This is a genomic window from Glacieibacterium frigidum (assembly GCF_007097155.1).
Taxonomy (GTDB): domain Bacteria; phylum Pseudomonadota; class Alphaproteobacteria; order Sphingomonadales; family Sphingomonadaceae; genus Glacieibacterium; species Glacieibacterium frigidum.
The window spans coordinates 1,407,411-1,430,007 of sequence record NZ_VJWA01000001.1 but is presented as its reverse complement, the minus strand read 5'-3'; the positions used below and the strand labels follow the sequence as shown (position 1 = coordinate 1,430,007).

21 protein-coding genes are annotated in these 22,597 nt (G+C 69.8%); 11 read left to right on the top strand and 10 right to left on the bottom strand.

Annotated features, from left to right (window positions below):
* The first annotated feature begins 61 nt into the window (after positions 1-61).
* The 5 genes from FMM06_RS06860 to FMM06_RS06840 all read left to right on the top strand — a co-directional run bounded on the left by FMM06_RS06860 (position 62) and on the right by FMM06_RS06840 (position 5,156).
* Positions 62-811, top strand: coding sequence for a uracil-DNA glycosylase (locus tag FMM06_RS06860; RefSeq protein WP_207790251.1), 750 nt, complete (start codon positions 62-64; stop codon positions 809-811).
* On the top strand, positions 804-2,654 hold the full coding sequence (locus FMM06_RS06855; RefSeq protein WP_144236535.1) for a lytic transglycosylase domain-containing protein: 1,851 nt from the start codon (positions 804-806) through the stop codon (positions 2,652-2,654). Before FMM06_RS06860 ends, FMM06_RS06855 begins: the two co-directional genes overlap by 8 nt.
* The gene (gene moaB, locus FMM06_RS06850) at positions 2,644-3,171 is read left to right on the top strand and encodes a molybdenum cofactor biosynthesis protein B (protein ID WP_144236534.1); all 528 of its coding nucleotides are present in this window, start codon (positions 2,644-2,646) and stop codon (positions 3,169-3,171) included. Before FMM06_RS06855 ends, moaB begins: the two co-directional genes overlap by 11 nt.
* Before the next feature lie 139 nt (positions 3,172-3,310).
* Positions 3,311-4,381 carry a PA0069 family radical SAM protein gene (locus tag FMM06_RS06845; RefSeq protein ID WP_144236533.1) on the top strand — a complete coding sequence of 357 codons (1,071 nt, stop codon included), beginning with the start codon at positions 3,311-3,313 and terminating at the stop codon, positions 4,379-4,381.
* A 34-nt stretch (positions 4,382-4,415) separates the two neighbouring features.
* Complete coding sequence (locus tag FMM06_RS06840; RefSeq protein ID WP_235889122.1) at positions 4,416-5,156, top strand: TonB family protein; 741 nt, start codon at positions 4,416-4,418, stop codon at positions 5,154-5,156.
* Positions 5,157-5,166: 10 nt separating this feature from the next.
* Here FMM06_RS06840 and FMM06_RS06835 read toward each other — a convergent pair whose 3' ends face one another.
* Positions 5,167-6,798 (bottom strand): long-chain-fatty-acid--CoA ligase, encoded by a 1,632-nt coding sequence (locus tag FMM06_RS06835; protein ID WP_144236532.1) that lies wholly within the window; start codon positions 6,796-6,798, stop codon positions 5,167-5,169.
* Positions 6,799-7,078: 280 nt separating this feature from the next.
* On the opposite strand from FMM06_RS06835, the gene FMM06_RS16735 reads away from it, so the two are divergent.
* The gene (locus tag FMM06_RS16735; RefSeq protein WP_185965077.1) at positions 7,079-7,246 is read left to right on the top strand and encodes a hypothetical protein; all 168 of its coding nucleotides are present in this window, start codon (positions 7,079-7,081) and stop codon (positions 7,244-7,246) included.
* Here the strand turns inward: FMM06_RS16735 and FMM06_RS06830 are convergent.
* Genes FMM06_RS06830 through FMM06_RS06815 form a run of 4 tightly spaced genes read right to left on the bottom strand, consistent with a single transcriptional unit; the run spans position 7,194 to position 10,070 of the window.
* Positions 7,194-8,003 carry a CDP-alcohol phosphatidyltransferase family protein gene (locus FMM06_RS06830; protein WP_328591549.1) on the bottom strand — a complete coding sequence of 270 codons (810 nt, stop codon included), beginning with the start codon at positions 8,001-8,003 and terminating at the stop codon, positions 7,194-7,196. The two genes, FMM06_RS16735 and FMM06_RS06830, sit on opposite strands and share 53 nt — an antisense overlap.
* Positions 8,004-8,005: 2 nt before the next feature.
* On the bottom strand, positions 8,006-8,773 hold the full coding sequence (locus tag FMM06_RS06825) for a phosphatidylserine decarboxylase (RefSeq protein WP_144236531.1): 768 nt from the start codon (positions 8,771-8,773) through the stop codon (positions 8,006-8,008).
* Positions 8,774-8,811: 38 nt separating this feature from the next.
* Positions 8,812-9,288, bottom strand: coding sequence for a GNAT family N-acetyltransferase (locus FMM06_RS06820; protein ID WP_144236530.1), 477 nt, complete (start codon positions 9,286-9,288; stop codon positions 8,812-8,814).
* Positions 9,285-10,070, bottom strand: coding sequence for a c-type cytochrome (locus tag FMM06_RS06815; RefSeq protein ID WP_185965076.1), 786 nt, complete (start codon positions 10,068-10,070; stop codon positions 9,285-9,287). Before FMM06_RS06815 ends, FMM06_RS06820 begins: the two co-directional genes overlap by 4 nt.
* Positions 10,071-10,164: 94 nt before the next feature.
* Here FMM06_RS06815 and FMM06_RS06810 point away from each other — a divergent pair, with 94 nt between their 5' ends.
* Both FMM06_RS06810 and FMM06_RS06805 read left to right on the top strand, forming a co-directional pair.
* The gene (locus FMM06_RS06810; protein ID WP_144236528.1) at positions 10,165-10,740 is read left to right on the top strand and encodes an LOG family protein; all 576 of its coding nucleotides are present in this window, start codon (positions 10,165-10,167) and stop codon (positions 10,738-10,740) included.
* 8 nt (positions 10,741-10,748) lie between these two features.
* The gene (locus tag FMM06_RS06805) at positions 10,749-11,963 is read left to right on the top strand and encodes an NADP-dependent isocitrate dehydrogenase (RefSeq protein WP_144236527.1); all 1,215 of its coding nucleotides are present in this window, start codon (positions 10,749-10,751) and stop codon (positions 11,961-11,963) included.
* 315 nt (positions 11,964-12,278) lie between these two features.
* Here FMM06_RS06805 and FMM06_RS06800 read toward each other — a convergent pair whose 3' ends face one another.
* Positions 12,279-12,917: a retropepsin-like aspartic protease family protein gene (locus FMM06_RS06800; RefSeq protein ID WP_144236526.1), complete on the bottom strand. Its 639-nt coding sequence runs from the start codon at positions 12,915-12,917 to the stop codon at positions 12,279-12,281.
* A 137-nt stretch (positions 12,918-13,054) separates the two neighbouring features.
* On the opposite strand from FMM06_RS06800, the gene FMM06_RS06795 reads away from it, so the two are divergent.
* The 3 genes from FMM06_RS06795 (at position 13,055) to FMM06_RS06785 (ending at position 18,518) form a co-directional block, all read left to right on the top strand.
* A complete protein-coding gene (locus FMM06_RS06795) occupies positions 13,055-14,857 on the top strand; it encodes a DUF885 domain-containing protein (RefSeq protein ID WP_144236525.1) in 1,803 nt (600 codons plus the stop codon).
* Positions 14,854-16,650: a DUF885 domain-containing protein gene (locus FMM06_RS06790; RefSeq protein ID WP_144236524.1), complete on the top strand. Its 1,797-nt coding sequence runs from the start codon at positions 14,854-14,856 to the stop codon at positions 16,648-16,650. Before FMM06_RS06795 ends, FMM06_RS06790 begins: the two co-directional genes overlap by 4 nt.
* Positions 16,651-16,763: 113 nt before the next feature.
* A complete protein-coding gene (locus FMM06_RS06785; protein ID WP_144236523.1) occupies positions 16,764-18,518 on the top strand; it encodes a cation:proton antiporter domain-containing protein in 1,755 nt (584 codons plus the stop codon).
* Positions 18,519-18,521: 3 nt separating this feature from the next.
* Here FMM06_RS06785 and FMM06_RS06780 read toward each other — a convergent pair whose 3' ends face one another.
* The 4 genes from FMM06_RS06780 to alaS all read right to left on the bottom strand — a co-directional run bounded on the left by FMM06_RS06780 (position 18,522) and on the right by alaS (position 22,566).
* Positions 18,522-18,893 (bottom strand): YdbL family protein, encoded by a 372-nt coding sequence (locus FMM06_RS06780; protein WP_235889120.1) that lies wholly within the window; start codon positions 18,891-18,893, stop codon positions 18,522-18,524.
* 93 nt (positions 18,894-18,986) lie between these two features.
* Positions 18,987-19,376: a VOC family protein gene (locus FMM06_RS06775; RefSeq protein ID WP_144236522.1), complete on the bottom strand. Its 390-nt coding sequence runs from the start codon at positions 19,374-19,376 to the stop codon at positions 18,987-18,989.
* An 18-nt stretch (positions 19,377-19,394) separates the two neighbouring features.
* Positions 19,395-19,919: a hypothetical protein gene (locus tag FMM06_RS06770; RefSeq protein WP_144236521.1), complete on the bottom strand. Its 525-nt coding sequence runs from the start codon at positions 19,917-19,919 to the stop codon at positions 19,395-19,397.
* Positions 19,909-22,566, bottom strand: coding sequence for an alanine--tRNA ligase (alaS, locus tag FMM06_RS06765; RefSeq protein ID WP_144236520.1), 2,658 nt, complete (start codon positions 22,564-22,566; stop codon positions 19,909-19,911). The genes FMM06_RS06770 and alaS overlap by 11 nt, the downstream gene beginning before the upstream one ends.
* Positions 22,567-22,597 lie beyond the last annotated feature (31 nt).

Sequence of the window (22,597 nt, the reverse complement as noted above, 5' to 3'; positions counted from 1 at the left end):
TCGTCAGATACGGGGTCGCCTCCCCGTTGACCAGAGTCTGCGCCGCCGCACTATGGCCGTCGTGAGCGGGGCGCTTCAGATCCATTCGAACGCACAGGCGCTGTCGGCGCTGGCATGGCTCGTCGATGCAGGCGTCGATACGCTCGTCGACGATGCGCCGTACGCTTGGCTCGCGCCGCCCGCACCCGTGCAGGCACCCCCTCCCCCCGTCGCCGAGCCGATCATGCCGTGCGAGGCCGAGGCGGTCGTCGAAGCGCGCGCGGCGGTGGTCGATGCCGATACGCTTGAGGCGCTCGATGCGGCGGTGCGCGCCTTCGACGGCTGCACGCTGGCGGCCCACGGTGCGCCGTTCTTCGCCGACGGCACGCCGGGCAGCGCGGTGATGCTGATCGGCGACGCGCCCTCCGCCGACGGCGTGATCGCGGGACCCGCAGGGCTGCTGCTCGACCGCATGCTCGCGGCCATCGGCCTGTCGCGCGAAAGCGCGTACATCGCCAACCTCGTCTATTGGCCGACGCCGGGCGGGCGGCCGCCCGCGGCTGCCGAGATCGCGGCATGCGCACCGTTCCTTGCGCGGCATATCGAACTTGCGGCGCCCAAGGTCGTACTGGCGCTCGGCGGCGCGGCGGCGGCGGCGCTGACGGGTATCGACTCCGGCATCAACCGGCTGCGCGGCAAGTGGCAGGCGGGCGCGCACGGCGTCGCGGTGCTGCCGACCTTCCACCCCGATCACCTGCTGCGTCAGCCCGCGCACAAGGCGCTGGCGTGGCACGACCTGCTGACCCTGAAGGCCCGACTGACCGATGCGTAGCCTGCTCGTCCTGGCATTGTTCGTCGCCACCCCGGCACTCGCCGACGACGTGCCGGGCGCCGACATCGTCGTTACCGGCCAGGCACGCCTGACGGTCGGCGAGCGCAAGGTCCCCCAGCAGCTGAACGGCACCGAGCGCGTCGCCTATGCGCAGATCTTCCGCGACATCGAGGCCGGGCGCCATGCCGCCGCCGAGGGTGCCCTCGCCGCCCTGCCCGACGGGATCCTGACGAGCACGGCACGCGCGCAGATCATGCTCGCCAAGGGCCTCGGCGGTACCAGCGTCGAGGAACTCAACCCCTGGCTCGCCGCCAACGCCGACCTGCCGCAGGCGCCCAAGCTGATCGCGCTCGCGGCGCGTGTCGGAGCGGCGGCGCCGGTGCTGCCGACCGGCCGGACGATGCGCAACGTCAGCTTCCAGTCGCCGATGACCCCGCGCGCCGCGGTCGGGTTCGGCATGCCGGGCGACGCGGGACTGGCGGCACGGATCAAGCCGCTGCTCGCCGCCGACCGCAATGCCGAGGCCGAGACGGCGTGGCAGCAGCTCAGTGGCACCGCGTCCGAACCCGTCGCCACCGAATGGGCACAGCGCACCGCGTGGAGCTATTACCGCGCCAGCGACGACGTCGCCGCGCGCCGCCTCGCCGAGCATGCGGCGCAGGGCACCGGCGAATGGGCGGCCCTCGGCGGCTGGGTCGCCGGGCTGTCGGCGTTCCGCATGAACGACTGCGAGGCCGCGGCGCGCAATTTCGACACCATCGCGACCAAGTTCGCGAGCGAAGACCTATCCGCCGCTGGGGCCTATTGGGCGAGCCGCGCGCATCGCCAGTGCGGGCGCGACGCGCAGGCGCAGGTCCGGCTGGTCCGCGCCGCGACCTTCCGTGACAAATTCTACGGCCTGCTGGCGCAGCGCGCGCTGGGCCAGATCCCCGCGCTCGACTGGGCCGAGCCCGACTTCATCGTCGCCGACTGGACGACGCTGTCGAAGCTGCCCGGTGCGAAGCGCGCCGTTGCACTCGTCGAGGCGGGTCAGATCGGCCTCGCCGACCGCGAGCTGAAATATCTCGCCAGCACCACCGACGCGACCAATTACGCCCCCCTGCTGCGCCTCGCCGCGCGCCTGTCGATGCCCGCGACGCAGTATCAGCTTGCGCACCGCCCGCCGGTCGGCACCGACGCACCGCTCAGCGCGCGCTTCCCCGCTCCCGACTGGCGGCCGTTCCGCGGCTGGCAGGTCGACCGCAACCTCGTCTTCGCGCACGCGCTGCAGGAGAGTAATTTCGTCACCACCGCGACCAGCCGGGCCGGGGCGAAGGGCGTCATGCAGCTGATGCCCGCGACCGCGAAGCGCGCCGTGGCGCGCATGGCCGACGGCAGCCTCGTCGAAGTCGCGGCGATCCGCGACCTCAGCGACCCGGCGTTCAACCTCGATCTCGGCCAGACCTACCTGCAGGAACTGCGCGACATGAGCTACACCGCGGGCCTGCTGCCCAAGGTGATCGCTGCGTACAACGCCGGGCCGGGGTCGGTGCAGAAGTGGAACACGACGCTCAAGGACAATGCCGACCCGCTGCTGTTCATCGAGTCGATCCCGTTCAAGGAAACCCGCCACTACGTCGAGGTCGTACTGCGCAATTTCTGGATGTACCAGCTGCGCGACGGTGCGCCGACGCCCAGCCTCGACGCGCTGGCGAAGGGCCTTTGGCCGAAATTCCCCGGCACCGCCGGCCAGGACGGTGTGACGATCCAGCCAACGTACATCGCGCCGCCGATCCCCGCCTATCTCGCGCCGCCGCTGCCGATGGACGATATCGTCGTGGCGAGCACCGACCTTGCCAGTTGACGAGAGCCTGACCTTCATCCCCGTTTCCATTGCGGTGCTGACGGTCAGCGACACCCGCACCGCCGCCGACGACCGGTCGGGCGATACGCTCGTCGAACGGCTGACGGCGGCAGGCCACACGCTGGCGGCGCGCACCATCGTCCGCGACGACGTACCTGCGCTGGTCGCGCAGCTGAACGCGTGGATCGACGACCCGCAGGTCGACTGCATCATAACGACCGGCGGCACCGGCGTGACCGGCCGCGACGTGACGCCCGAGGCATTCGCGCAGGTCTGGGACAAGGAGATCCCGGGCTTCGGCGAGCTGTTCCGCTGGCTCAGCTACGCCAATATCGGCACCTCGACGGTCCAGTCGCGCGCTACTGCCGGCGTCGCGCGCGGGACGTATCTGTTCGCGCTGCCGGGCTCGACGGGGGCAGTGAAGGACGGGTGGGACGGCATATTGAGCACGCAGCTCGACAGCCGCCACCGCCCCTGCAACTTCGTCGAACTGATGCCGCGCCTGACCGAGCGCTGATTCGTCGCTTCCGTCCAATCGCTTCGAGCCTGATGCGCGCATCTGTGCGCCGGGGTGGCGGCCGGGCGGTGGCGGAATGCGCAACCCCATCGCCCGGACCGTTCTTGTCTTGTTCTCATAACCGCGCTAGTCGTTCGCGATGCTCAACCCCGAGCTTCGCCCCGGCCGCGGTGCCCCGATCAACGCGCGCAGCATGCGCTTCGACGATCCCGCGCGCGAGGCGGACGGCGACTGGCTTGACGCGCGTGGAGAGATCGACGACCCCACACCGCTGCGCACCGAGGTCAGTCTTGAGACGCCGCGCACGATCATCACGCGCAACGCCTCGCCCGACATCGGCTTCGACCGGTCGATCAATGCGTACCGGGGGTGCGAGCATGGCTGCATCTACTGCTTCGCGCGGCCGACACACGCCTATCTCGGCCTGTCGCCGGGCCTCGATTTCGAATCGCGCCTGACCGCCAAGCCGGGTGCTGCCGCCCTGCTCCGCACCGAACTGTCGAAGCGCGGCTATGAGCCGAGGCCGATCGCGCTCGGCACCAACACCGACCCGTACCAGCCGATCGAGGCGACCTACCGGATCACGCGCGCCATCCTCGAGGTGCTCGCCGAGTTCAACCACCCGGTGACGATCACCACAAAGTCCGACCGCGTCGCGCGCGACGTCGACATACTTGGTCCCATGGCGGCGCAGGGCCTCGCGTCGGTGGCGATCTCGGTGACCAGCCTCGACCGGGCGATCGCCCGCACACTCGAGCCGCGTGCGCCCACACCCACGCGGCGGCTGGCGGCGATGCGCACGCTGGCCGATGCGGGCGTGCCCGTCTTCGTCTCGGTGTCGCCCGTCGTCCCCGGCGTCACCGATCACGAGATCGAGGCGATCCTGTCCGCCGCTGCCGACGCGGGCGCAACCGGCGCCTTCTCGTTGCCCGTCCGCCTGCCGCACGAGGTCGCGCCACTGTTCCGCGCGTGGCTCGACGCGCACTACCCCGACCGTGCCGCGAAGGTCATGGCGCTGATCCGCGACATGCGCGGCGGGCGCGACAACGACCCCGACTTCCACACGCGCTTTCGGGGTCAGGGCCCCTACGCCGACATGCTGCGCACCCGCTTCCGCTTGGCGCGCGACCGGCTCGGCCTGGTCAACGCGAAGTTCGACCTGCGCACCGACCTGTTCCGCGTGCCCACCGCGCAGGGGTCGCTGTTCTGACGCACCGGGAGCGATAGCCGCGCGTTGTACGTGCGTGACCAGCGACCCACCGTTCCGCCGCGACCGCGCCGTCGCGGGCCTGATCGCGATTGCTGTCCATGCACTGCTGATCGCCCTGCTGCTGATCGGCCTGCGCGCGCGCGACGTTGCCCCCGAGCCGCCTGCCATGACCGTCTTCGAGGTGCCGCCGCCGCGCATCGAGCCCGTGACACCGCCGCGTCTCAAGACTGGTCGCCGCGCCGGTCGCGCCGCACCGCCCGCCGCTCGGGCGCAGCCGACGCCGGTCGTCGCACCGCCGCCCGTGATCGTGCCCGAGACACCCCCGCCGATCGCCGCCGCACCGGTCGCGGGCACCAGCTTCGACGCGAGCGCGGGAGCCGCCCCCCTGCCCGGCCCCGGCACCGGTGCGGGCGGCGTGGGCGACGGCCTGGGCAGCGGTGACGATGGCGACGGAGATGGTGACGGCGGCGGCACCCCGTCGCGCTGGTTGCGCGGCGAAATCCGCGACTCCGATTATCCGCGCGAGGCTTATGAGGCAGGGGTCAGCGGCAGCGTCGGCATCCGCTTCGTCGTCGGCGTGAACGGCCGCGTCACCTCGTGCGAGGTCATCCGAACAAGCGGCAACGCCGCCCTCGACGCGACCACCTGCCGCCTGATCATCGAACGCCGCCGCTACCGCCCTGCGCGCGACCGCGACGGCCGCAAGATCCCCGAAGCGTACCGCGGCGACCACGTGTGGCGCTACATGGGCGACCGCGAACGGCCGGGGGATTGAGCGCGGCCACTCAGGCGGTCGGCAGCTTGTAATCCTTGTACCGCGCCCGCAGCTCGGTCTTGAGCAGCTTGCCGGTCGCGGTGTGCGGCAGCTCGTCGACCACCAGCACCTCGTCGGGCGTCCACCATTTCGCGATGCGTGGGGCGAGGTAATCGAGCACGCCCGCCTTGGTCACCGTCTCGCCCGGCTTGGCGCGGACGAGGAGCAGCGGGCGCTCGTCCCACTTCGGGTGCGCGACGCCGATCACCGCGGCCTCGGCGACGCCCGGCGCGCCGACGGCGGCGTTCTCCAGGTCGATCGAGCTGATCCACTCGCCGCCCGACTTGATGACGTCCTTCGACCGGTCGACGATCTGCATATAGCCGAACCGGTCGATGGTCGCGACGTCGCCGGTGTCGAACCAGCCATCGGCGTCGAGCACCGCGCCGCCGTCACCGCGAAAATACTGGCCGACGATCCACGGGCCCCGCACGAGCAGGCGGCCGAAGCTCGACCCGTCGCGCGGCAGCTCGACACCGTCCTCTCCGACGGTCTTGAGCTCGACGCCGAACATCGCGCGGCCCTGCTTGCACTTCATGTCGACCTGGTTCTCGGGCGGCAGCGCTGCGGCATTGCTGCACAGGATGCCGACGGTGCCGAGCGGCGACATCTCGGTCATGCCCCAGAGGTGCCCGACGCTGACCCCGTGCTGCCCCTCGAACGCCTCGATCATCGAGCGCGGCACCGCCGACCCGCCGATCGCGACGCGCTCGAGGTTGCCAAGCGTCTCGCCGGTCTTCTCGAGGTGCTGCAGCACGCCGAGCCACACCGTCGGCACCGCGAGGGACAGGGTGACCCCTTCCTCGACGATCAGGCGGTGCAGCGTCGGCGCATCGAAATTGGGGCCGTTCAGCACCAGCTTGGCCCCGACGCATGCCGCGACATAGGGAATCGCCCAGGCGTTGGCGTGGAACATCGGCGCGACCGGCAGCACGGTGGTGCGCTGCGACATGCCGTAGGTGTCGGTCATCGCCGCCGCCATGGCGTGCAGCACGTTCGAGCGGTGCGAATAGAGCACGCCCTTAGGATTGCCCGTCGTGCCACTGGTGTAGCACAGGCCGGCAGGCGCATTCTCGTCGACCGAGACCCAAGTGAAATCGCCGTCCGACGCGTCGACCAGCTCCTCGAAGCACAGCAGGTTCAGGCTCGATTCGGGCATGTGCGCCCGGTCGGTCATCAGGACATAGTGCTCGATCGTCTCGAGGCGCGGCGCCAGGCTCTCGACGAGCGCGAGGAAGCTCAGGTCGCAGAACAGCACGCGGTCGGCGGCGTGATTGGCGATATAGACGATCTGGTCGGCGAACAGCCGCGGGTTGATCGTGTGCGCCACCGCGCCGACGCCCGAGATGCCGTACCAGCATTCGACGTGGCGGTGGGTGTTCCAGGCGAGCGTCGCGACGCGGTCGCCGGGGGCGATGCCGAGGCGGGTCAGCGCCTGCCCGACCTTCAGCGCGCGGCCGCGCACGGTCGCCCAGTTCGACCGGTGGACGCCGCCTTCGACGGTCAGCGTGACGACCTCGCGCGCGCCATGGTTGATCGCGGCATGGTCGATCAGCCGCCACACCTGCAGCGGCCAGTCCTGCATCGTTCCCATGGTCGTCATGCGCGTCTCCCCGTTATTTGGGGCGACGTTAGCCGATCAGGCGCAGCGCGTCAGTGGGGCCGTCGTCATTGGCCGCACGCTCGGCCAGCGGCGATTCGACCGGCGGCGATTCGAGATCGACGATATCCATGCGACAATTCCCCGCCCCAAGAGCAGCGGTCCCTTTCTGGAACCGTCCGCCTGTGCCCAGGATTAATTGTTGCAGGCCCGACGGGCAAGTTGACAATGCGGAACAGATGTAGAACATTGCGGGGGCGACGAATTTAACAAGGTGTCGGACATGATGATTTCAACGGTGATTTCGGCGTTGCTGCTCAGCGGCCTGCTGACCTTGATCGCAACCCTGGTGGCCGGCCGGCGGCATCAGATCGCGGCGATCCTCGCCGATGGCGCGGCTATGCAGCGGGACCGGGACCAGCTGGTACTGCCGCTGCGCTTCGCCGCATGACCCGCGCATAGCTGCGGATCGCGAGCGGCACCGACACTGCGTAGGCCAGGCTGAGCAGCGTCAGCGTCATCCACGGCTCGGCGACCAGTGCCGCGGCGAACAGCCCGACGCCGAGCAGCGCCACCAGCCGCCACGTCGGGCGCAGGCGGATGGCCCCCCAGGCATAGGTTGGCACACTCGATGCCATCAACGCCGCGGTGGTGCCGATCACCGCCGCACTGACCGCAAAGCGCACCCGCACGTCGATCAGGAAGTCGGGGCCGAGCCACAGTGACGCGAAGATCGGGCTCAGCGCGAGGCCCGCGCCGACCGGGGCGGGAATGCCGGTCAGGAACCCCGCCCGCTTGTGCGGCTGGTCGTCGACATCCAGCCGCGAGTTGAACCGTGCCAGCCGCAGCGCGCACGCGACCGCATGGGCGAGCGCGAATACCCAGCCGATGCCAGGCAGATAGACGAGTGACCAGAGGTAGATGATGAGCGCCGGCGCGACGCCGAACGCTGTCAGGTCGGCGAGCGAATCGAGCTCGGCACCGAACTTGCTCGCGCCTTTCAGCAGCCGCGCAATCCGCCCGTCGATGCCGTCGAGAACGCCCGCAATGACGATCATCGCCACCGCGTTGCGCCATTCGCCGGTGATCGCGAAGCGCACGCCGGTCAGCCCCGCGCACAGCACCAGCACCGTCACCGCATTGGGGATGACGACCCGCATCGGCAGCGTGCGGCGGAAAATGCGCAGGTCGCCGCGCGTGCGTTCCACGGCTATTGCTTCGTCGTGGCGAGCAGCGGCAGCGCGCCGACGCGGGCGATCACCGTCTCGCCCGCAATCGCCCGCTGGCCTATAGCGACCTGAACGGTGTGCGTCGCGGGGACGTAGATATCGAGGCGGCTGCCGAAGCGGATCAGGCCGATGCGCTGCCCGGCGCGGACGACGCTGCCCTCCTCGACGAAGCGCATGATGCGGCGCGCCACGAGACCGGCGATCTGGGTGAAGCCGACGCTCACCCCGCCCTCACCCTCGACGATGAAATACTGGCGCTCGTTGTCCTCGCTCGCCTTGTCGAGGTCGGCGTTGAGGAACTTGCCCGGCACATAGACGACGCGGCGCACAATGCCTGCGATCGGCGCGCGGTTGATGTGCACATCGAACACCGACATGAACACCGAGACGCGCATGCACGGCCCCGGCGGCAGGCCGTCGGCGCCCGCCAGCTGGCGCGGCACCTCGACCTGCGCGATCAGGCTGACCAGCCCGTCGGCGGGCGACACGATCGCGCTGGGGTCGGCGGGGGTGACGCGGATCGGATCGCGGAAGAAGGCCGCGACCCAGATCGTCACTCCGGCAAGCAGCCACGCCAGCGTCGTCCACCCCGCCCAGAAGCCGACGAGCAGCGTGACCAGCGCTGCGATGGCGACGAACTTGTGGCCCTCCTTGTGCACCGTCGGCCATGCCCATTGCGCGCTCTCGGTCGGCACGACGGGCAAGGGGCGCGGCGGAACGGCTTCGATTTCGGTCGGAATTTCGCTCATCTGCGGTGCTTTACGCGGATAGGACGGCGGGGGCAAACTTACAGCGGGTAGCGCATCGCCACGTCACAGCGCTCGTAGCGCGCGCCATAGTCCGCCATGATCCCGGCGTCGTGGACGAAGCCCGCTTTCTCATAGAGATGGATCGCCGCCGCCGACTTGCGGTTGGTCAGCAGGTACAGCGTCTCCGCCCCCATCGACTTCGCGCGTGCAATCATTGCCGCCAGCAGGAAGGCCCCCGCCCCCGTGCCGCGCGCCGCCGACCGCACCCCCATCTTGGTCAGCTCGAAGCACGCCGGCGCGGTCCGCTGCAGCGCGCACGCCCCGACGATGCCCCGCCCGCCGGCCTCGACGAACAGGATCGCACCGCCCGGATCGATGATCCGCCCGCGCGGGTCGCCCAGCACCTCATGGTCGGTCGCCTCCATCCGGTACATCGCCTCGATCCACTCGGCGTTGATGTCGCGGAAGTGGTGCGCGAGGTCGTCGGAGAACTCGTGGATGGTCAGGCCGGTCATTGCCCCGCGGCCTTTGCACGCGCCGACAGATAGTCATGCAGCGCATCGACGTCGGCGATGGGCATGGCCGCAAAGCGCGCCTGCACCGCCTTGGTCATGTCGCCCAGGTCGCGGTCGCCGGGCCCCTTGCCGGCGCGCATCATCGTACGGAACTCGGCCTGCGAATATGCGGCGGCGACGTTCAGGTCGGGCGGGTCGCCCGCCTGCGGGTCCTTGACCCCGCCCAGGCTCGGCGTGTGGCATCCGGCGCAGGCGGTGCGCGCCAGGTAGCGCCCGCGCGCCAGCCGGGGCCCGCCGTCGAAGGGCGGGTGCGCCAGATCATGGGCGAGGGTCGCGCTCTCGGGCTTGAACCGCCCGGCCTGGACCGCCTTCAACATCCGCGGCCCGATCACGAGGCGCGGCTGGTCGGCGCCTTCCGGCGGCACGCTGCGCAGATAGGCAATCAGGTCGCGCAGGTCGGCGGGCGACATCACCGCATAGGGCGCGGCGTCCATGTACCACAGGTGGCTGCCATCGGGCCGCACCCCCCGCTGCAGCACGCGCGCCAGTTCCCGGTCGGTGTAGCGCGGAACGGCGCGGGTCAGGTTCGAGCTGTTGAGCTTGGCGATCGTCGGGTCGTCGATTACCGGCTTGCCCGTCAGGCCGGCGCCATGACAGTCGTGGCAGCCGAGCACCGTCGCCAGCTTCGCCCCGCGGCCCGCATCGCCGCGCGGGGCTGCCGCCGCGGACGCCGCGACCATCGCGGCCAGCACCATGCCACACCAGAACCGGCTCGCTCGCATCGTCCCGCCCCCTCGCATCGTGCGGCTTTTAGCAAGCGCAGCGCCCGGGTGCGAGACTGTCCCCGCCGCCTCGAACGCCGTACAGCGTTGCGCCATGCCCCTTTCCCTCCTCCTGTTCTGCGGCTCGCGCGCCGGCAGCGACCCCGCCCACACCGAGACCGCCCGCGAGTTCGGCGCGTGGTGCGCGAGCGAGGGCATTCGCCTCATCTACGGCGGCGGCGGCATCGGGCTGATGGGCGAGGCGGCGCGTGCCTCCCTCTCCGCCGGCGGCGAGGTGATCGGCGTCATCCCCCGCTTCCTGATGCGCGAGGAAGTGGCGCAGACCGGGCTGACCGAGATGCACGTCGTCGAGACGCTGCATGCCCGCAAGGGCCTCATGCACGAGCTTTGCGATGCCGTCGTCGCGCTGCCCGGCAGCATCGGCACGCTCGACGAGCTGTTCGAGGCGATGACCTGGCGCGAGCTCGGCCTGCATGCCAAGCCGATCTTCCTGGTCGGGGCGAACGGATACTGGGACCCGTTCATGGTGCTGCTGCGCCACCTCGACGCCCAGGGCTTCGCGCCGCCCGATCTGTTCGACCTTGTCGAGAGCCTGCCCGGCGTGCCCGACCTTGCTGAACGGTTGCTAGGGCGCGCGTCGCCCGCTACGGCACGAAGCATAGAAACCTGAGGATTCACGTGGCCAAGATCAAGGTAGCCAAGCCGGTCGTCGAACTCGACGGCGACGAGATGACCCGGATCATCTGGCAGTGGATCCGCGAGCAGCTGATCCTGCCCTATCTCGACGTCGAGCTGATCTACTTCGACCTCAGCGTCGAGAACCGCGACGCCACCGACGACAAGGTCACCGTCCAGTCCGCCAACGCGATTCGCGAGCATGGCGTCGGGGTGAAGTGCGCGACCATCACCCCCGACGAGGCGCGGGTGAAGGAGTTCGGCCTGAAGCGGATGTGGAAGTCGCCCAACGGCACGATCCGCAACATCCTGGGCGGCGTCGTCTTCCGCGAGCCGATCGTCATTTCGAACGTCCCGCGCCTGGTGCCCGGCTGGACCGACCCGATCGTCATCGGCCGCCATGCGTTCGGCGACCAGTACCGCGCCACCGACTTCCTCGTCCCCGGCCCCGGCAAGCTGACGATGAAGTTCGAGGGCGACGACGGCCAGGTCATCGAGCACGAGGTCTTCCACTACCCCACCGCGGGCGTCGCGATGGGCATGTACAACCTCGACGACAGCATCCGCGACTTCGCGCGCGCCTGCCTCAACTACGGCATCGTCCGCGAATGGCCGGTGTACCTCAGCACCAAGAACACGATCCTCAAGGCGTACGACGGCCGCTTCAAGGACATCTTCGAGCAGGTCTACGAGGCCGAGTTCGCCGACCGCTACAAGGCGCTGGGCATCGTCTACGAGCACCGCCTGATCGACGATCTGGTCGCCAGCGCGCTCAAATGGTCGGGCAAGTTCATCTGGGCGTGCAAGAACTACGACGGCGACGTTCAGTCGGACATGGTCGCGCAAGGCTTCGGCAGCCTCGGCCTGATGACCAGCATCCTGCTTACCCCCGACGGCCAGACCGTCGAGGCTGAGGCGGCGCACGGCACCGTCACGCGCCACTACCGCATGCACCAGCAGGGCAAGCCGACCAGCACCAACCCGATCGCCAGCATCTTCGCCTGGACGGGCGGCCTCAAGCACCGCGGCAAGCTCGACGGCACCCCCGAGGTCACGGCCTTCGCCGAGACGCTCGAGCGCGTCTGCATCGAGACCGTCGAAGGCGGCGCGATGACCAAGGACCTCGCCCTCCTCGTCGGCCCGCATCAGTCGTGGATGACCACCGAGCAGTTCTTTGAGGCGGTGCGCGCCAATCTCGACGCCGCGATGGCGGGCTGAACCTGAACAAGTAAGCGAATTTGACGGTGGGGAGCGTGTTTGCACTCTCTTCACCGTCATCCCCGCGCAGGCGGGGACCCATACCCCCAGCACTTGCAGCAGCGGTCCGACCGTTCACCGGCGTGTCGTGTCTATGGGTCCCCGCCTTCGCGGGGATGACGACGAGTGGTGGGCGCCCTGCCCCTAACCCCTTGAGTTTACACTAAAGCGACGCCCGCGCATCGCTGTTCGCCGCCGATGCCTACTCGGCAAACGCATTGCGAGCCGCTGGCAATTTTTGCGTGAACCAGCCCGATTACGCGGCTCTGGCTGGCGCTAACGGGTGGGCGATGCGGCCCCGCCCTCCCCGACCTCGGCCGTCGGGATCAACCGCAGGGTCCGCCCTTCGACACGCCATTCAGCGAGGCGGGACAGGAAATTCATGCCCAGCACGTTGACGTCGCCCAGCGCCGGCGAGGTCACGACTTTCAGGTTCTGCGCTTCGATGCTGCCGAGCGTCAGGCGGTCGATGCTACCGGCTTTCGCCGCGACGTTGCCGTTGGCGGTGCGCAGAACGATCGGCATCAGGCCGGCGCTGCGCGGGATCGCGGCGAGCGTTGCCGTGCGCTCCGAGATCGCGGTGACCGTCGCCCCGCTGTCGACCAGCATGCGAACCGGCGTGCCGTTGATCCGCACGTTCACCCAGAAATGCCCGTCGGGCGACATGCGAATGCGCACTTCGCTGCCGGTGACGCGCTGGTTGTCGAGCCCGAGGACGTCGGTCAGCCGCGCCAGCCCCGGGATGAAGGGCGCCTGCTGCAGCACGAGGTAGATGCCGAACGCCAGCAGCGCGAAGGAGAACAGGCTGCGGATCACCGCGCCGACGCGTGGCAGGCTGAACAGGACAATGAGCACCAACGCCACGCCTGCAGCGATCAGCGCGAGGCGTGCTTCAGGGTCGGTGAGCAGCGACATGCGCGCTATGAAGGCCATGCGCCCCAGTAAGTTCCGGCGCGCGGCCGCGCGGTGACGTGGCAAGGGACAGAAACCCCATTGCACCCCACGCCGCACCCCTTAACGTGCGCGGCAACCAATAAAGGGGTCCGGGTTTCATGCATCGTCGTCAGTTTCTTGCCTCCACCGCCGCCGTTGCCGCCACCGCCTCCCTACCCGCCGCGTTGCGTGCCGCGACGCTCGAGGATGCCAAGATCTCCGCGCTGTTCGATGCGTTTTTCCAGGAGGGCGTCGACGAGTCGCCAGAGCAGGCCACCAGCCTGGGCCTCGACACCGGCGCGCGCGCGGGGCTGAAGTCGAAGCTCAACGATTATTCGGCGCAAGGGAAGGTCGACCGGCTCGACCGGGTCAAGGCACGGCTGAAGCGGCTGCGTGCCATTGATCGCAAGGCCTTGTCGCCGAATTCTCAGCTCGATTATGACGTCGTCGAGTACGACCTGTCGCGCACCGTCGACAGCGAGACGCGCTTCACCTTCGGGTCGGCGCGCGGCAATTTCCAGCCATACGTCATCGCGCAGCGCAACGGGCCGTACGCGTCGGTGCCCGACTTCCTCGACACCAACCACAAGATCGCCAATGCGGCCGATGCCGACGCATACCTGTCGCGGCTGAGCGCCTTCTCGAAGGCACTCGACGACAGCCTGGCGCGGCAGATGGCGGACGCGTCGCGCGGTGTCTTCGCCCCCGACTTTGCGCTCGACACGACGCTCGCGCAGCTCAACGCACTGCGCAAGCAGCCGGCGGGATCGACCGTGCTCGTCGAGTCGGTGACCCGGCGCGCCAAGGCGGCGGGGCTGCCCGGCGACTACAACGGCCGCGCGACGAAGATCGTCGAGGGCGAGGTCTATCCGGCGTTCGACCGGCACATCGCCGCGATCACCGCGCTGCGCGCCAAGGCGACGCACGATGCGGGCGTCTGGCGCCTGCCTGACGGCGAGGCCTATTACGCCGCTGCGGTGAAGGCCTCGACGACGACCGAGCTGAGCCCTGAGGACGTCCACCGCCTCGGCCTCGAGCAGGTTGCCGAGATCGAGGGGCGGCTCGACGTGCTGCTCAAGGCGCAGGGGCTGAGCCAGGGCAAGGTCGGCGAGCGTCTCGCGGCGCTCGGTGCGCGGCCCGACCAGCTGTACCCCAACACCGACGCGGCGAAGGTCGAGATCATCACCCTGCTCAACGGGCAGATCAAGGCGCTCGATGCCAAGCTTCCCAAGGTGTTCAACACGCTGGCGAAGGCGCCGGTCGAGGTGCGCCGCGTGCCGGTGTTCATTCAGGACGGCGCGGCGAACGGCTATTACCAGTCGGCATCGCTCGACGGGTCGCGCCCGGCGGCGTTCTACATCAACCTGAAGGACACCGTCGACTGGCCGAAGTTCAGCTTGGCGACGCTGACCTATCACGAGGCGTCGCCGGGGCATCATCTGCAGGTCGGCGTGGCGCAGGAGTCGACCGATATCCCGCTGATCCGCCGGCGCGGCGGCTATTCGGCGTATTCGGAGGGCTGGGCGCTGTACGCAGAGCAGGTCGCGGACGAATTGGGCGTCTACGAGGGCGATCCGCTGGGCCGCATCGGCTACCTGCAGAGCTTCCTGTTCCGCGCCGGGCGGCTCGTCACCGATACCGGGCTGCACTACAAGAAGTGGAGCCGCGAGAAGGCGACCGATTACCTCATCGCGACAACGGGTTCGGCGCGGCCGCGCATCCAGCGTGAGATCGACCGCTACTCGGTCGGGCCGGCGCAGGCGCTGAGCTACAAGGTCGGCCACACCAAATGGGCCGAGCTGCGCGACCGGGTGAAGGCCAAGCAGGGTGCGAAGTTCGACGAGCGGCAGTTCCATGACGTGCTCAAGCTGGGCGCGATGCCGCTGGTGATCCTCGAGCGCGTCGTGCTGGCGCGCGCATGAACCGGCGTGAACTCCTGGCGGGGGCAGCGGCGGTCACCGCCCTCCCCGCCCATGCTGCCGCAACGAGCGAAGACAGCAAGTTGCGCGCGCTGCTGGATGCGTTCTGGGAGGAAACTCTCGACGCCAGCCCCGCCACCGCAACCCTGCTCGGCCTCGATACTGGCAAGCGTGCGGCGCAGCGCGGACAGCTCGGCGATGCATCGCGCGCCGGGCGCATCGCCTGGGTCGAGCGGCAGCAGCAGCGGCTCCGCCGCCTGCGCAGCATCGACCGCGCGAAATTGTCGGAGGCCGCGAAGATCGACCACGACGTCGTCCTCTATCAGGCGCGCACCGCGAGCGAAGGCGGCGCACGCTGGGGCTTCGGCGAAGGCTCGGACGGCTTCGGCTACGCGCCCTATTCGCCCCATGTCCTCAGCCAGTTGTCCGGCCCATACCAGGCGATTCCCGACTTCCTCGACAGCAATCACCCGGTCGCGACCGCGAGCGACGCGGAGGCGTGGCTGAGCCGCATGGTGGCCTATGCGGTGTCGCTCGACGCCTCGACCGAGGCCGCCGAACTCGACGCGAAAAGCGGCGTGCTCGCCCCGGACTTCGCGCTCGACCTGACGCTCGAGCAGCTGAGGGCCCAGCGCGCGGCGAGCGGCCTGCCCCGCAACCTCGCGCGCAAGGCGAGCGCGGCAGGCGTCGCAGGCGACTGGCAGAACCGCGCTGCGGCGATCGTCCAGAACCAGATTAACCCCGCGCTCGACCGCCAGATCGAGGCCGTGACCCGCCTGCGCAAGGCGGCGAAGCCCGATGCCGGGGTGTGGAAGCTGGCGAACGGCAGCGCCTATTACGCGGGCGCGCTGGCGTTCCACACGACGACCACGCTGTCGCCCGAGGAGGTCCATACCCTCGGCTTGCGCCAGGTCGCCGACCTGTCCGGACAACTCGACCCGCTGCTCAAGGCGCAGGGGCTGACCACCGGCACCGTCGGCGCGCGGCTGACCGCACTCGGCCGCCGCCCGGAAAACCTGTGGCCCAACGACGATGCCGGCCGTGCCGCGCTGCTCAAGTCGCTGAACGTCCAGATGGAGGATATCCGCACCCGACTGCCGCGCGCCTTCGCGACGCTGCCCAAGGCGCCGGTCGAGATCGTCCGCGTGCCGCCCGATATCGAGGCGGGGGCGCCGGGCGGCTATGCCCTGCCCGCCAGCGCCGACGGGTTGCGGCCCGGGCGGTACTACATCAACCTCAAGGACACCGCCGACTGGCCCAAGTTCAACCTGCCGACGCTGACCTATCACGAGGCTTACCCGGGCCATCAGTGGCAGGGTGCGATCAGCGACGGATCGGCCGACATCCCGGCGCTGCGCCGCTATGCCGGGGGCTATGCCGCGTACGGCGAGGGTTGGGCGCTGTATGCCGAGGATCTGGCCGCCGAGCTCGGCGTGTACGACGGCGACCCCTTGGGGCGGATCGGCTATCTCCAGTCGCTGCTGTTCCGCGCGACGCGAATGGTCGTCGACACCGGGTTGCATCACAAGCGCTGGAGCCGCGAGAAGGCGACCGCGTACATGATCGACGCGACGGGCTTCGCCCCCGGCCGTGCGGCGCGCGAGATCAACCGCTACTGCATCTGGCCGGGCCAGGCGTGCAGCTACAAGGTCGGCCACAACGAATGGGTCCGGCTGCGGAAGGCCGTTGCCGCGAAGCAGGGCGCGAAATTCGACCTCAAGGCCTTCCACGAGGTGCTGCGCCTGGGCGACATGCCGCTGACCGTGCTGGCGCAGGTGGTGATGGCGCGGGCTTAAAAGCCTCATCGCGCACGCTTGATTTCGTCATCCCCGCCTTCGCGGGGATGACGAAAATGAAGTGAAAGCCCTCGGCGCTGGCCCCCCCGCTCCAACCGTGCCACGCTGGCCCCATGGCCCTGCCGCTCGACACCTCGGGATTCAAGGAGCTCGTCGTCGTTCTCGGCGCGGCGGGGCTGGTCATTCCGGCGTTCGCGGCGCTGCGCATCTCGCCCGTCGTCGGCTTCATCCTGGTCGGCGTGCTGGTCGGGCCGCATGCGCTGGGCGGCGTGCCGATGCTCGCCGATTTCACGCTGCAGAACCCTGAGGCGCTGGCGCCCGCGGCCGAGATCGGCGTCGCGATGCTGCTGTTCGCGCTCGGCCTCGAACTGTCGATCGAGCGGCTGCGAACGATGCGGCGGCTGGTCTTCAGCTACGGCCCGGCGCAGCTGCTCAGCGCGGCCGGCGTGCTGGCGCTCCTCATCCTGCCGTTCGGCCTCGGCATCGCGGCGACGCTGACGCTGGCGCTCGCCATGGCGTTGTCGTCGACGGCGGTCGGCCTGCAGATGCTGGGCAGCGCGGGGCGGATGGGCAGCCAGGCGGGCCGCACCGCGTTCGCCATCTTCCTGTTCCAGGACATCGCGCTCGCGCCGCTGCTGCTCGTGCTGGGCGCGGGGAGCGCGGCGGCGGGGGTCGGCCCCGCGCTGATCAAGGGCCTGCTGGCGATCGCCGGCATCGTCGTCGCCGGGCGGCTGTTGATGCGCCCGCTGTTCCTCCAGGCAGCGCGCACCCGCCGGCCCGAGCTGTTCCTTGCCGCCGCGCTCGTCGTGCTGGTGGGCAGCGCGGCGGCGACCGGCGCGGTCGGTCTCTCCCCCGTCATCGGCGCCCTCGTCGCGGGCGTCATGCTGGCCGAGACCGAATACCGCCGCCAGGTCGAGGCGGCGATCGCGCCGTTCCAGGGCCTGTTGCTCGGGGTCTTCCTGATCTGGGTCGGCATGCGCCTCGACCTCGGCGCGGTCGCCGAGCGCCCGGCACTGGTCCTTGGCCTCGTCGCGGCAGTGTGCGCGGTCAAGGCGGTCATGCTGTTCGTCGTGCTGCGGATGAACCGCCGTTCCACCGGCATCGCCGCGCACATCGCGCTGCTGCTCGCGACCCCGTCCGAAACCAGCCTGATCGTATTGGGCGCCGGCGTCGCGGCGGGCATCCTGAGCGGACCCGTCGCCGATCTCGCGCTGCTGGTCACGGGCCTCAGCCTCGCTGCCGCGCCGCTGTTTGGGCTGGCGGGGATGCGGCTGGAGCGCGCCTTCGGCGAGGGGCAGCACGACGGTGCCGATCCCGCGCCGGTCGTCGCGGGGCGTACGATCATCATCGGCTTCGGCCGCGTCGGGCGGCTGGTCGCGGCGATGCTCGACGCGCACGGCCGGCCATACCTGGCAGTCGACAGCGACCCCGATGCGGTCGGGCGCCTGCGCCGGGCGGGCAAGAGCGTCGTCTACGGCGATGCGCGCCGCCCCGAACTTCTCGACGGCCTGCACCTCGAGGATGCGAAAGCGATCGTGCTGACGATCGACGCGAACGACAGCCTCGACACGCTCGTCCGCCTGATCCGCGAGCGACACCCCGACCTGTGCGTCGTCGCCCGCGCCCGCGACGCCGACCACGCCAGCCGCCTGTATCAGCTCGGCGTCACCGATGCCGTGCCCGAGACGGTCGAATCGAGCCTGCAGCTCGCCGAAGCCGTGCTCGTCGATCTCGGCGTCCCGATGGGGCCGGTGATCGCGTCGATCCACGAGAAGCGCGCCGAACTGCGTACCGCGATTCAGGGTGCTGCCCCCCGCCTGACGCGCGAACCGCGGCTCAGGCGTCGCCGCTTGCGCGACGCGGGCTGACCGTCAGCCGCAATAGTCGGGCAGCGGGATCGGGGTCGCGCCGTCGCGCTGGCGCCAGACGCCGTCGGGAAGGCGATAAAACTGCCCGGCGCCGACCTTGGAGCGGAACAGCTCGCAGGCTGTGACAGCGGCGACCTCGTTAATTGTCGCACGGCGCCGGGCCGCGAGATCGGCATAATAGAGGCGGCGCTTGGCGTTGACCCCGTCGACCTGCGCGTGGATCGCGGGACCGGCATCGCCGACGACACCGAGATAGCCGTCCGCCTGCTCGCCCGCCTGGCCCGAAGCGCGCAGCGCGGGGGAGGCATCCTGCGCCATAGCCGGGCCTGTGAGGATGGCGGCGAGCGCGACGATTCCCGCGAGAACTGGCCTCAACAACTGCCTCCACCGTCGCGATCTTGAAACCGGGGATGCAACGACTTCGCGTCCGGTACAAGGCTTCGGAAGATCAGGCGCGTCGACTACAGCTCAGGCAGGGGCGTGGCAGACGGCTTCGAGGTTGTGCCCGTCGGCGTCGCGGACAAACGCCGCGTAGTAATTCGCGTGATACTGCGGCCGGAGCCCCGGTGCGCCGTTGTCGGTGGCGCCTGCCACGAGCGCTGCGGCGTGGAAGGCATCGACTGCGGCGCGGGTGTCGGCGGTGAGCGCGACGTGCATCGGCGGTGACGTTCGCCCCTCCCCGCCGATCCAGAAATCGGGTTTGCCGTCGCGACCGAACCCTGCTGCGGGCGCACCCGAGGGGTTGTCGGCGGCGGCCACTTCCATGACCAGCGTGTAGCCGAGTGGCGCGAGCGCGGCGGTGTAGAACGCCTTTGCGACGGCGTAGTCGGCGACGCCGAAACCGAAGTGGTCGATCATCTCATGCCCTCCTGAGACTCAGCGCTCAGCATTGTCGACCTGATCGCCGCCACCCGAGCGCGGTGCAGCGTCGGTAAAGGCGAGCGTGATGCAGATGCCGGCGAGCATGACGGTCGTCGCGAGCTGGAGCCAGACTGCCGGATGATTGAACCACGCACGACCGGGCCCTGGGCCGGTGCCTGATGCAGCGCGTGACAACGTTGAGCCGGACTCGATGTCTCTGGGTGTCTCGGCGCCGAGCAGCGCCGTCGCCTTGTCGTGGTAGACGTGCATCACCGCCTGGTCACCCTCGGCACGATGGCCGTGCCAGATCAGCCAGGACGCATGAGCGATCGCGGCGAGCAGCGCCGCCGCCGCGACCAGATACGGATGCCCGAGTTCCTGCTGCTTCCAGACCAGCGCCGCCAGGCCGCCCCACGCCGCAAACGACGCCTGCCACTGCCGGGCGATACGCCTCTCCCGCAGATCGCGGCGGAATGTGGCGAGTGCAAGGAACGCGGCGAAGCGCTCCTTGTCGAACGGCGCGGCCGGGTCAGGCGGCAACCGCGACCCCGCCCAGCGCCGCGCGCACCGCCGCGACCGCGTCTGCCGCCTTCGCACCATCGGGCCCGCCCGCCTGTGCCATGTCGGGCCGGCCGCCGCCGCCCTGCCCGCCGACCGCTGCAGCGGCGAGGCGGACGAGGTCGACCGCCGAGTGGCGCGCGGTCAGGTCGTCGGTGACGCCGACCGCCACCGAGGCGCGGCCGTCGTTGACCGCGACGAGGACGGCGACGCCCGAGCCCAGCTGTTTCTTGGCATCGTCGACCAGCCCGCGCAGGTTCTTGGCGTCGAGGCCCTCGATGACCTGGCCGACGAAGCCGGCGCCGCCGACCATCTCGGTCGCGGGGGCACCCGCCGCACCGCCGCCGCCGAGGGCAAGCGCGCGCTTGGCGTCGGCAAGTTCGCGCTCCAGCCGCCGCCGTTCGTCGAGCAGCGACACGACGCGCGCCGCAGCTTCGTCGGGGCGGACACGCAAGGCGGCGGCAACCGCGAACAGCCGTGCCTCCTGCTCGGTCAGCGCTATGCGCGCGGCTTCCCCGGTCAGTGCCTCGATGCGCCGCACGCCGCTCGCGACGGCGCTTTCCGACACGATCTTGAACAGGCCGATGTCGCCGAGCGCGCCGACGTGGGTGCCGCCGCATAGCTCGGTCGAATAGCTGTCGGCCTCGCGAACACCCATGCTGAGGACGCGAACCTCGTCGCCGTATTTCTCGCCGAACAGCGCCATCGCGCCCGCGGCGATCGCGTCGTCGGGGGTCATCAGGCGCGTCGTCACCGTCTGGTTATGGCGGATGTGATGGTTCACCTCGGCCTCGACCGCGGCGAGATCGTCCGGCGACAGCGCGCGCGGCTGGCTGAAATCGAAGCGCAGGCGGTCGGGAGCGACGAGGCTGCCCTTCTGCGTGACATGCTCGCCCAGCCGGTGGCGGAGGGCGGCGTGCAGCAGATGCGTCGCCGAATGGTTGGCGCGCAGCTGGCCGCGGCGCTCGACGTCGATGCTCAGCGTCACCGTGTCGCCGACGCGGATCGTGCCGGTCCCGACGGTGCCTAGGTGGACGTGCAACTTGCCGAGCGGCTTCGCCGTGTCCGCCACCGCGACCTGCGCGCCGTCGCTGGCGATCAGCCCGGCGTCGCCCATCTGGCCGCCCGACTCGCCGTAGAAGGGCGTCTGGTTGGTGACGACCGCGACGCTCTCGCCCTCGCTCGCGCTGTCGACGCGCGCGCCGTCCTTGACGAGCGCCAGCACCGTGCCCTGCGCGGTGTCGGTCGCATAGCCGACGAATTCGGTCGCGCCGCGTTCCTCGACGATGTCGAACCACACGGTTTCGGACGCCGCCTGCCCCGACCCCGCCCAGGCAGCGCGCGCGGCGCGCTTCTGCTCGGCCATCGCGGTGTCGAACCCGTCGCGGTCGACCGCCAGCCCGCGCTCGCGCAGCGCATCCTCGGTCAGGTCGAGCGGGAAGCCGTAGGTGTCGTACAGCTTGAAGGCGGTGGCGCCGGGCAGCGTGCCGCCCGCCTCAAGGTGGCCGGTCGCCTCGTCGAGCAGGCGCAGGCCGTTCGCCAGCGTGACGCGGAAGCGGGTCTCCTCGTGGCGCAGCGTCTCCTCGATCAGCGGCTGCGCGCGCAGCAGCTCGGGGTACGGCGCACCCATAGCGGCGACGAGCGCGGGGACGAGGCGGTGCATCAGCGGCTCGGGGGTGCCGAGCAGCTGCGCGTGGCGCATCGCGCGGCGCATGATGCGGCGGAGCACGTAACCGCGCCCCTCGGCCGACGGCAGCACGCCGTCGGCGATCAGGAAGCCCGCGGTGCGCAGGTGATCGGCGATGACGCGGTGGCTAGCCTGGTTCGTGCCCGTTGTCGCGGTATTGCTGAGTGCTCCGCTGGCCTCGATCAGCGCCTTGAACGTGTCGGTGTCGTAATTGTCGTGGACGCCTTGCAGAACTGCGGCGATGCGCTCGAGGCCCATGCCGGTGTCGATCGACGGGCGCGGCAGGTCGAGGCGGGTCGCGGCGTCGACCTGCTCGTACTGCATGAACACCAGATTCCAGATCTCGACGAAGCGGTCGCCGTCCTCGTCCGGGCTGCCCGGAGGGCCGCCGGGGATGTGGTCGCCGTGGTCGTAGAAGATCTCGCTGCACGGGCCGCACGGGCCGGTGTCGCCCATCGACCAGAAATTATCGTTGGTGGCGATGCGAATGATCCGATCGTCGGGGAGGCCGGCGATGCGCTTCCACAGCTCGGCCGCCTCGGTATCGGTGTGGTAGACGGTGACGGTCAGCTTCTCGGGCGGCAGACCGAAATCGCGCGTCAGGAGCGTCCAGGCGTGGTGGATCGCCTGTTCCTTGAAGTAATCGCCGAAGCTGAAATTGCCCAGCATTTCAAAGAAGGTGTGGTGGCGCGCGGTATAGCCGACATTATCGAGGTCGTTGTGCTTGCCGCCGGCGCGCACGCACTTCTGCGACGACACCGCGGTCTTGTAAGGGCGCGTCTCGAGGCCGGTGAAAACGTTCTTGAACGGCACCATGCCGGCGTTGACGAACATCAGGGTCGGGTCGTTCTGCGGCACCAGCGGCGCCGACGCGACGGGCGTGTGACCGGCGCCTGCGAAATAATCGAGGAAGCCGCGGCGGATGTCGTTGGTGGAGGTCATGGAACCGACTTAGGCGAGCGGCGAGGCGTTC

What these genes read in the sequence shown, in the direction of transcription:
- FMM06_RS06790 (WP_144236524.1), top strand. Translation starts at nt 14,854, where the DNA reads ATGAACCGGCGTGAACTCCTGGCGGGGGCAGCGGCGGTCACCGCCCTC.
- FMM06_RS06795 (WP_144236525.1), top strand. Translation starts at nt 13,055, where the DNA reads ATGCATCGTCGTCAGTTTCTTGCCTCCACCGCCGCCGTTGCCGCCACC.
- FMM06_RS06845 (WP_144236533.1), top strand. Translation starts at nt 3,311, where the DNA reads ATGCTCAACCCCGAGCTTCGCCCCGGCCGCGGTGCCCCGATCAACGCG.
- FMM06_RS06800 (WP_144236526.1), bottom strand. Translation starts at nt 12,917, where the DNA reads ATGTCGCTGCTCACCGACCCTGAAGCACGCCTCGCGCTGATCGCTGCA.
- FMM06_RS06810 (WP_144236528.1), top strand. Translation starts at nt 10,165, where the DNA reads ATGCCCCTTTCCCTCCTCCTGTTCTGCGGCTCGCGCGCCGGCAGCGAC.
- FMM06_RS06775 (WP_144236522.1), bottom strand. Translation starts at nt 19,376, where the DNA reads ATGATCGACCACTTCGGTTTCGGCGTCGCCGACTACGCCGTCGCAAAG.
- FMM06_RS06820 (WP_144236530.1), bottom strand. Translation starts at nt 9,288, where the DNA reads ATGACCGGCCTGACCATCCACGAGTTCTCCGACGACCTCGCGCACCAC.
- FMM06_RS06855 (WP_144236535.1), top strand. Translation starts at nt 804, where the DNA reads ATGCGTAGCCTGCTCGTCCTGGCATTGTTCGTCGCCACCCCGGCACTC.
- alaS (WP_144236520.1), bottom strand. Translation starts at nt 22,566, where the DNA reads ATGACCTCCACCAACGACATCCGCCGCGGCTTCCTCGATTATTTCGCA.
- FMM06_RS16735 (WP_185965077.1), top strand. Translation starts at nt 7,079, where the DNA reads ATGATGATTTCAACGGTGATTTCGGCGTTGCTGCTCAGCGGCCTGCTG.
- FMM06_RS06785 (WP_144236523.1), top strand. Translation starts at nt 16,764, where the DNA reads ATGGCCCTGCCGCTCGACACCTCGGGATTCAAGGAGCTCGTCGTCGTT.
- FMM06_RS06825 (WP_144236531.1), bottom strand. Translation starts at nt 8,773, where the DNA reads ATGAGCGAAATTCCGACCGAAATCGAAGCCGTTCCGCCGCGCCCCTTG.
- FMM06_RS06835 (WP_144236532.1), bottom strand. Translation starts at nt 6,798, where the DNA reads ATGACGACCATGGGAACGATGCAGGACTGGCCGCTGCAGGTGTGGCGG.
- FMM06_RS06815 (WP_185965076.1), bottom strand. Translation starts at nt 10,070, where the DNA reads ATGCGAGCGAGCCGGTTCTGGTGTGGCATGGTGCTGGCCGCGATGGTC.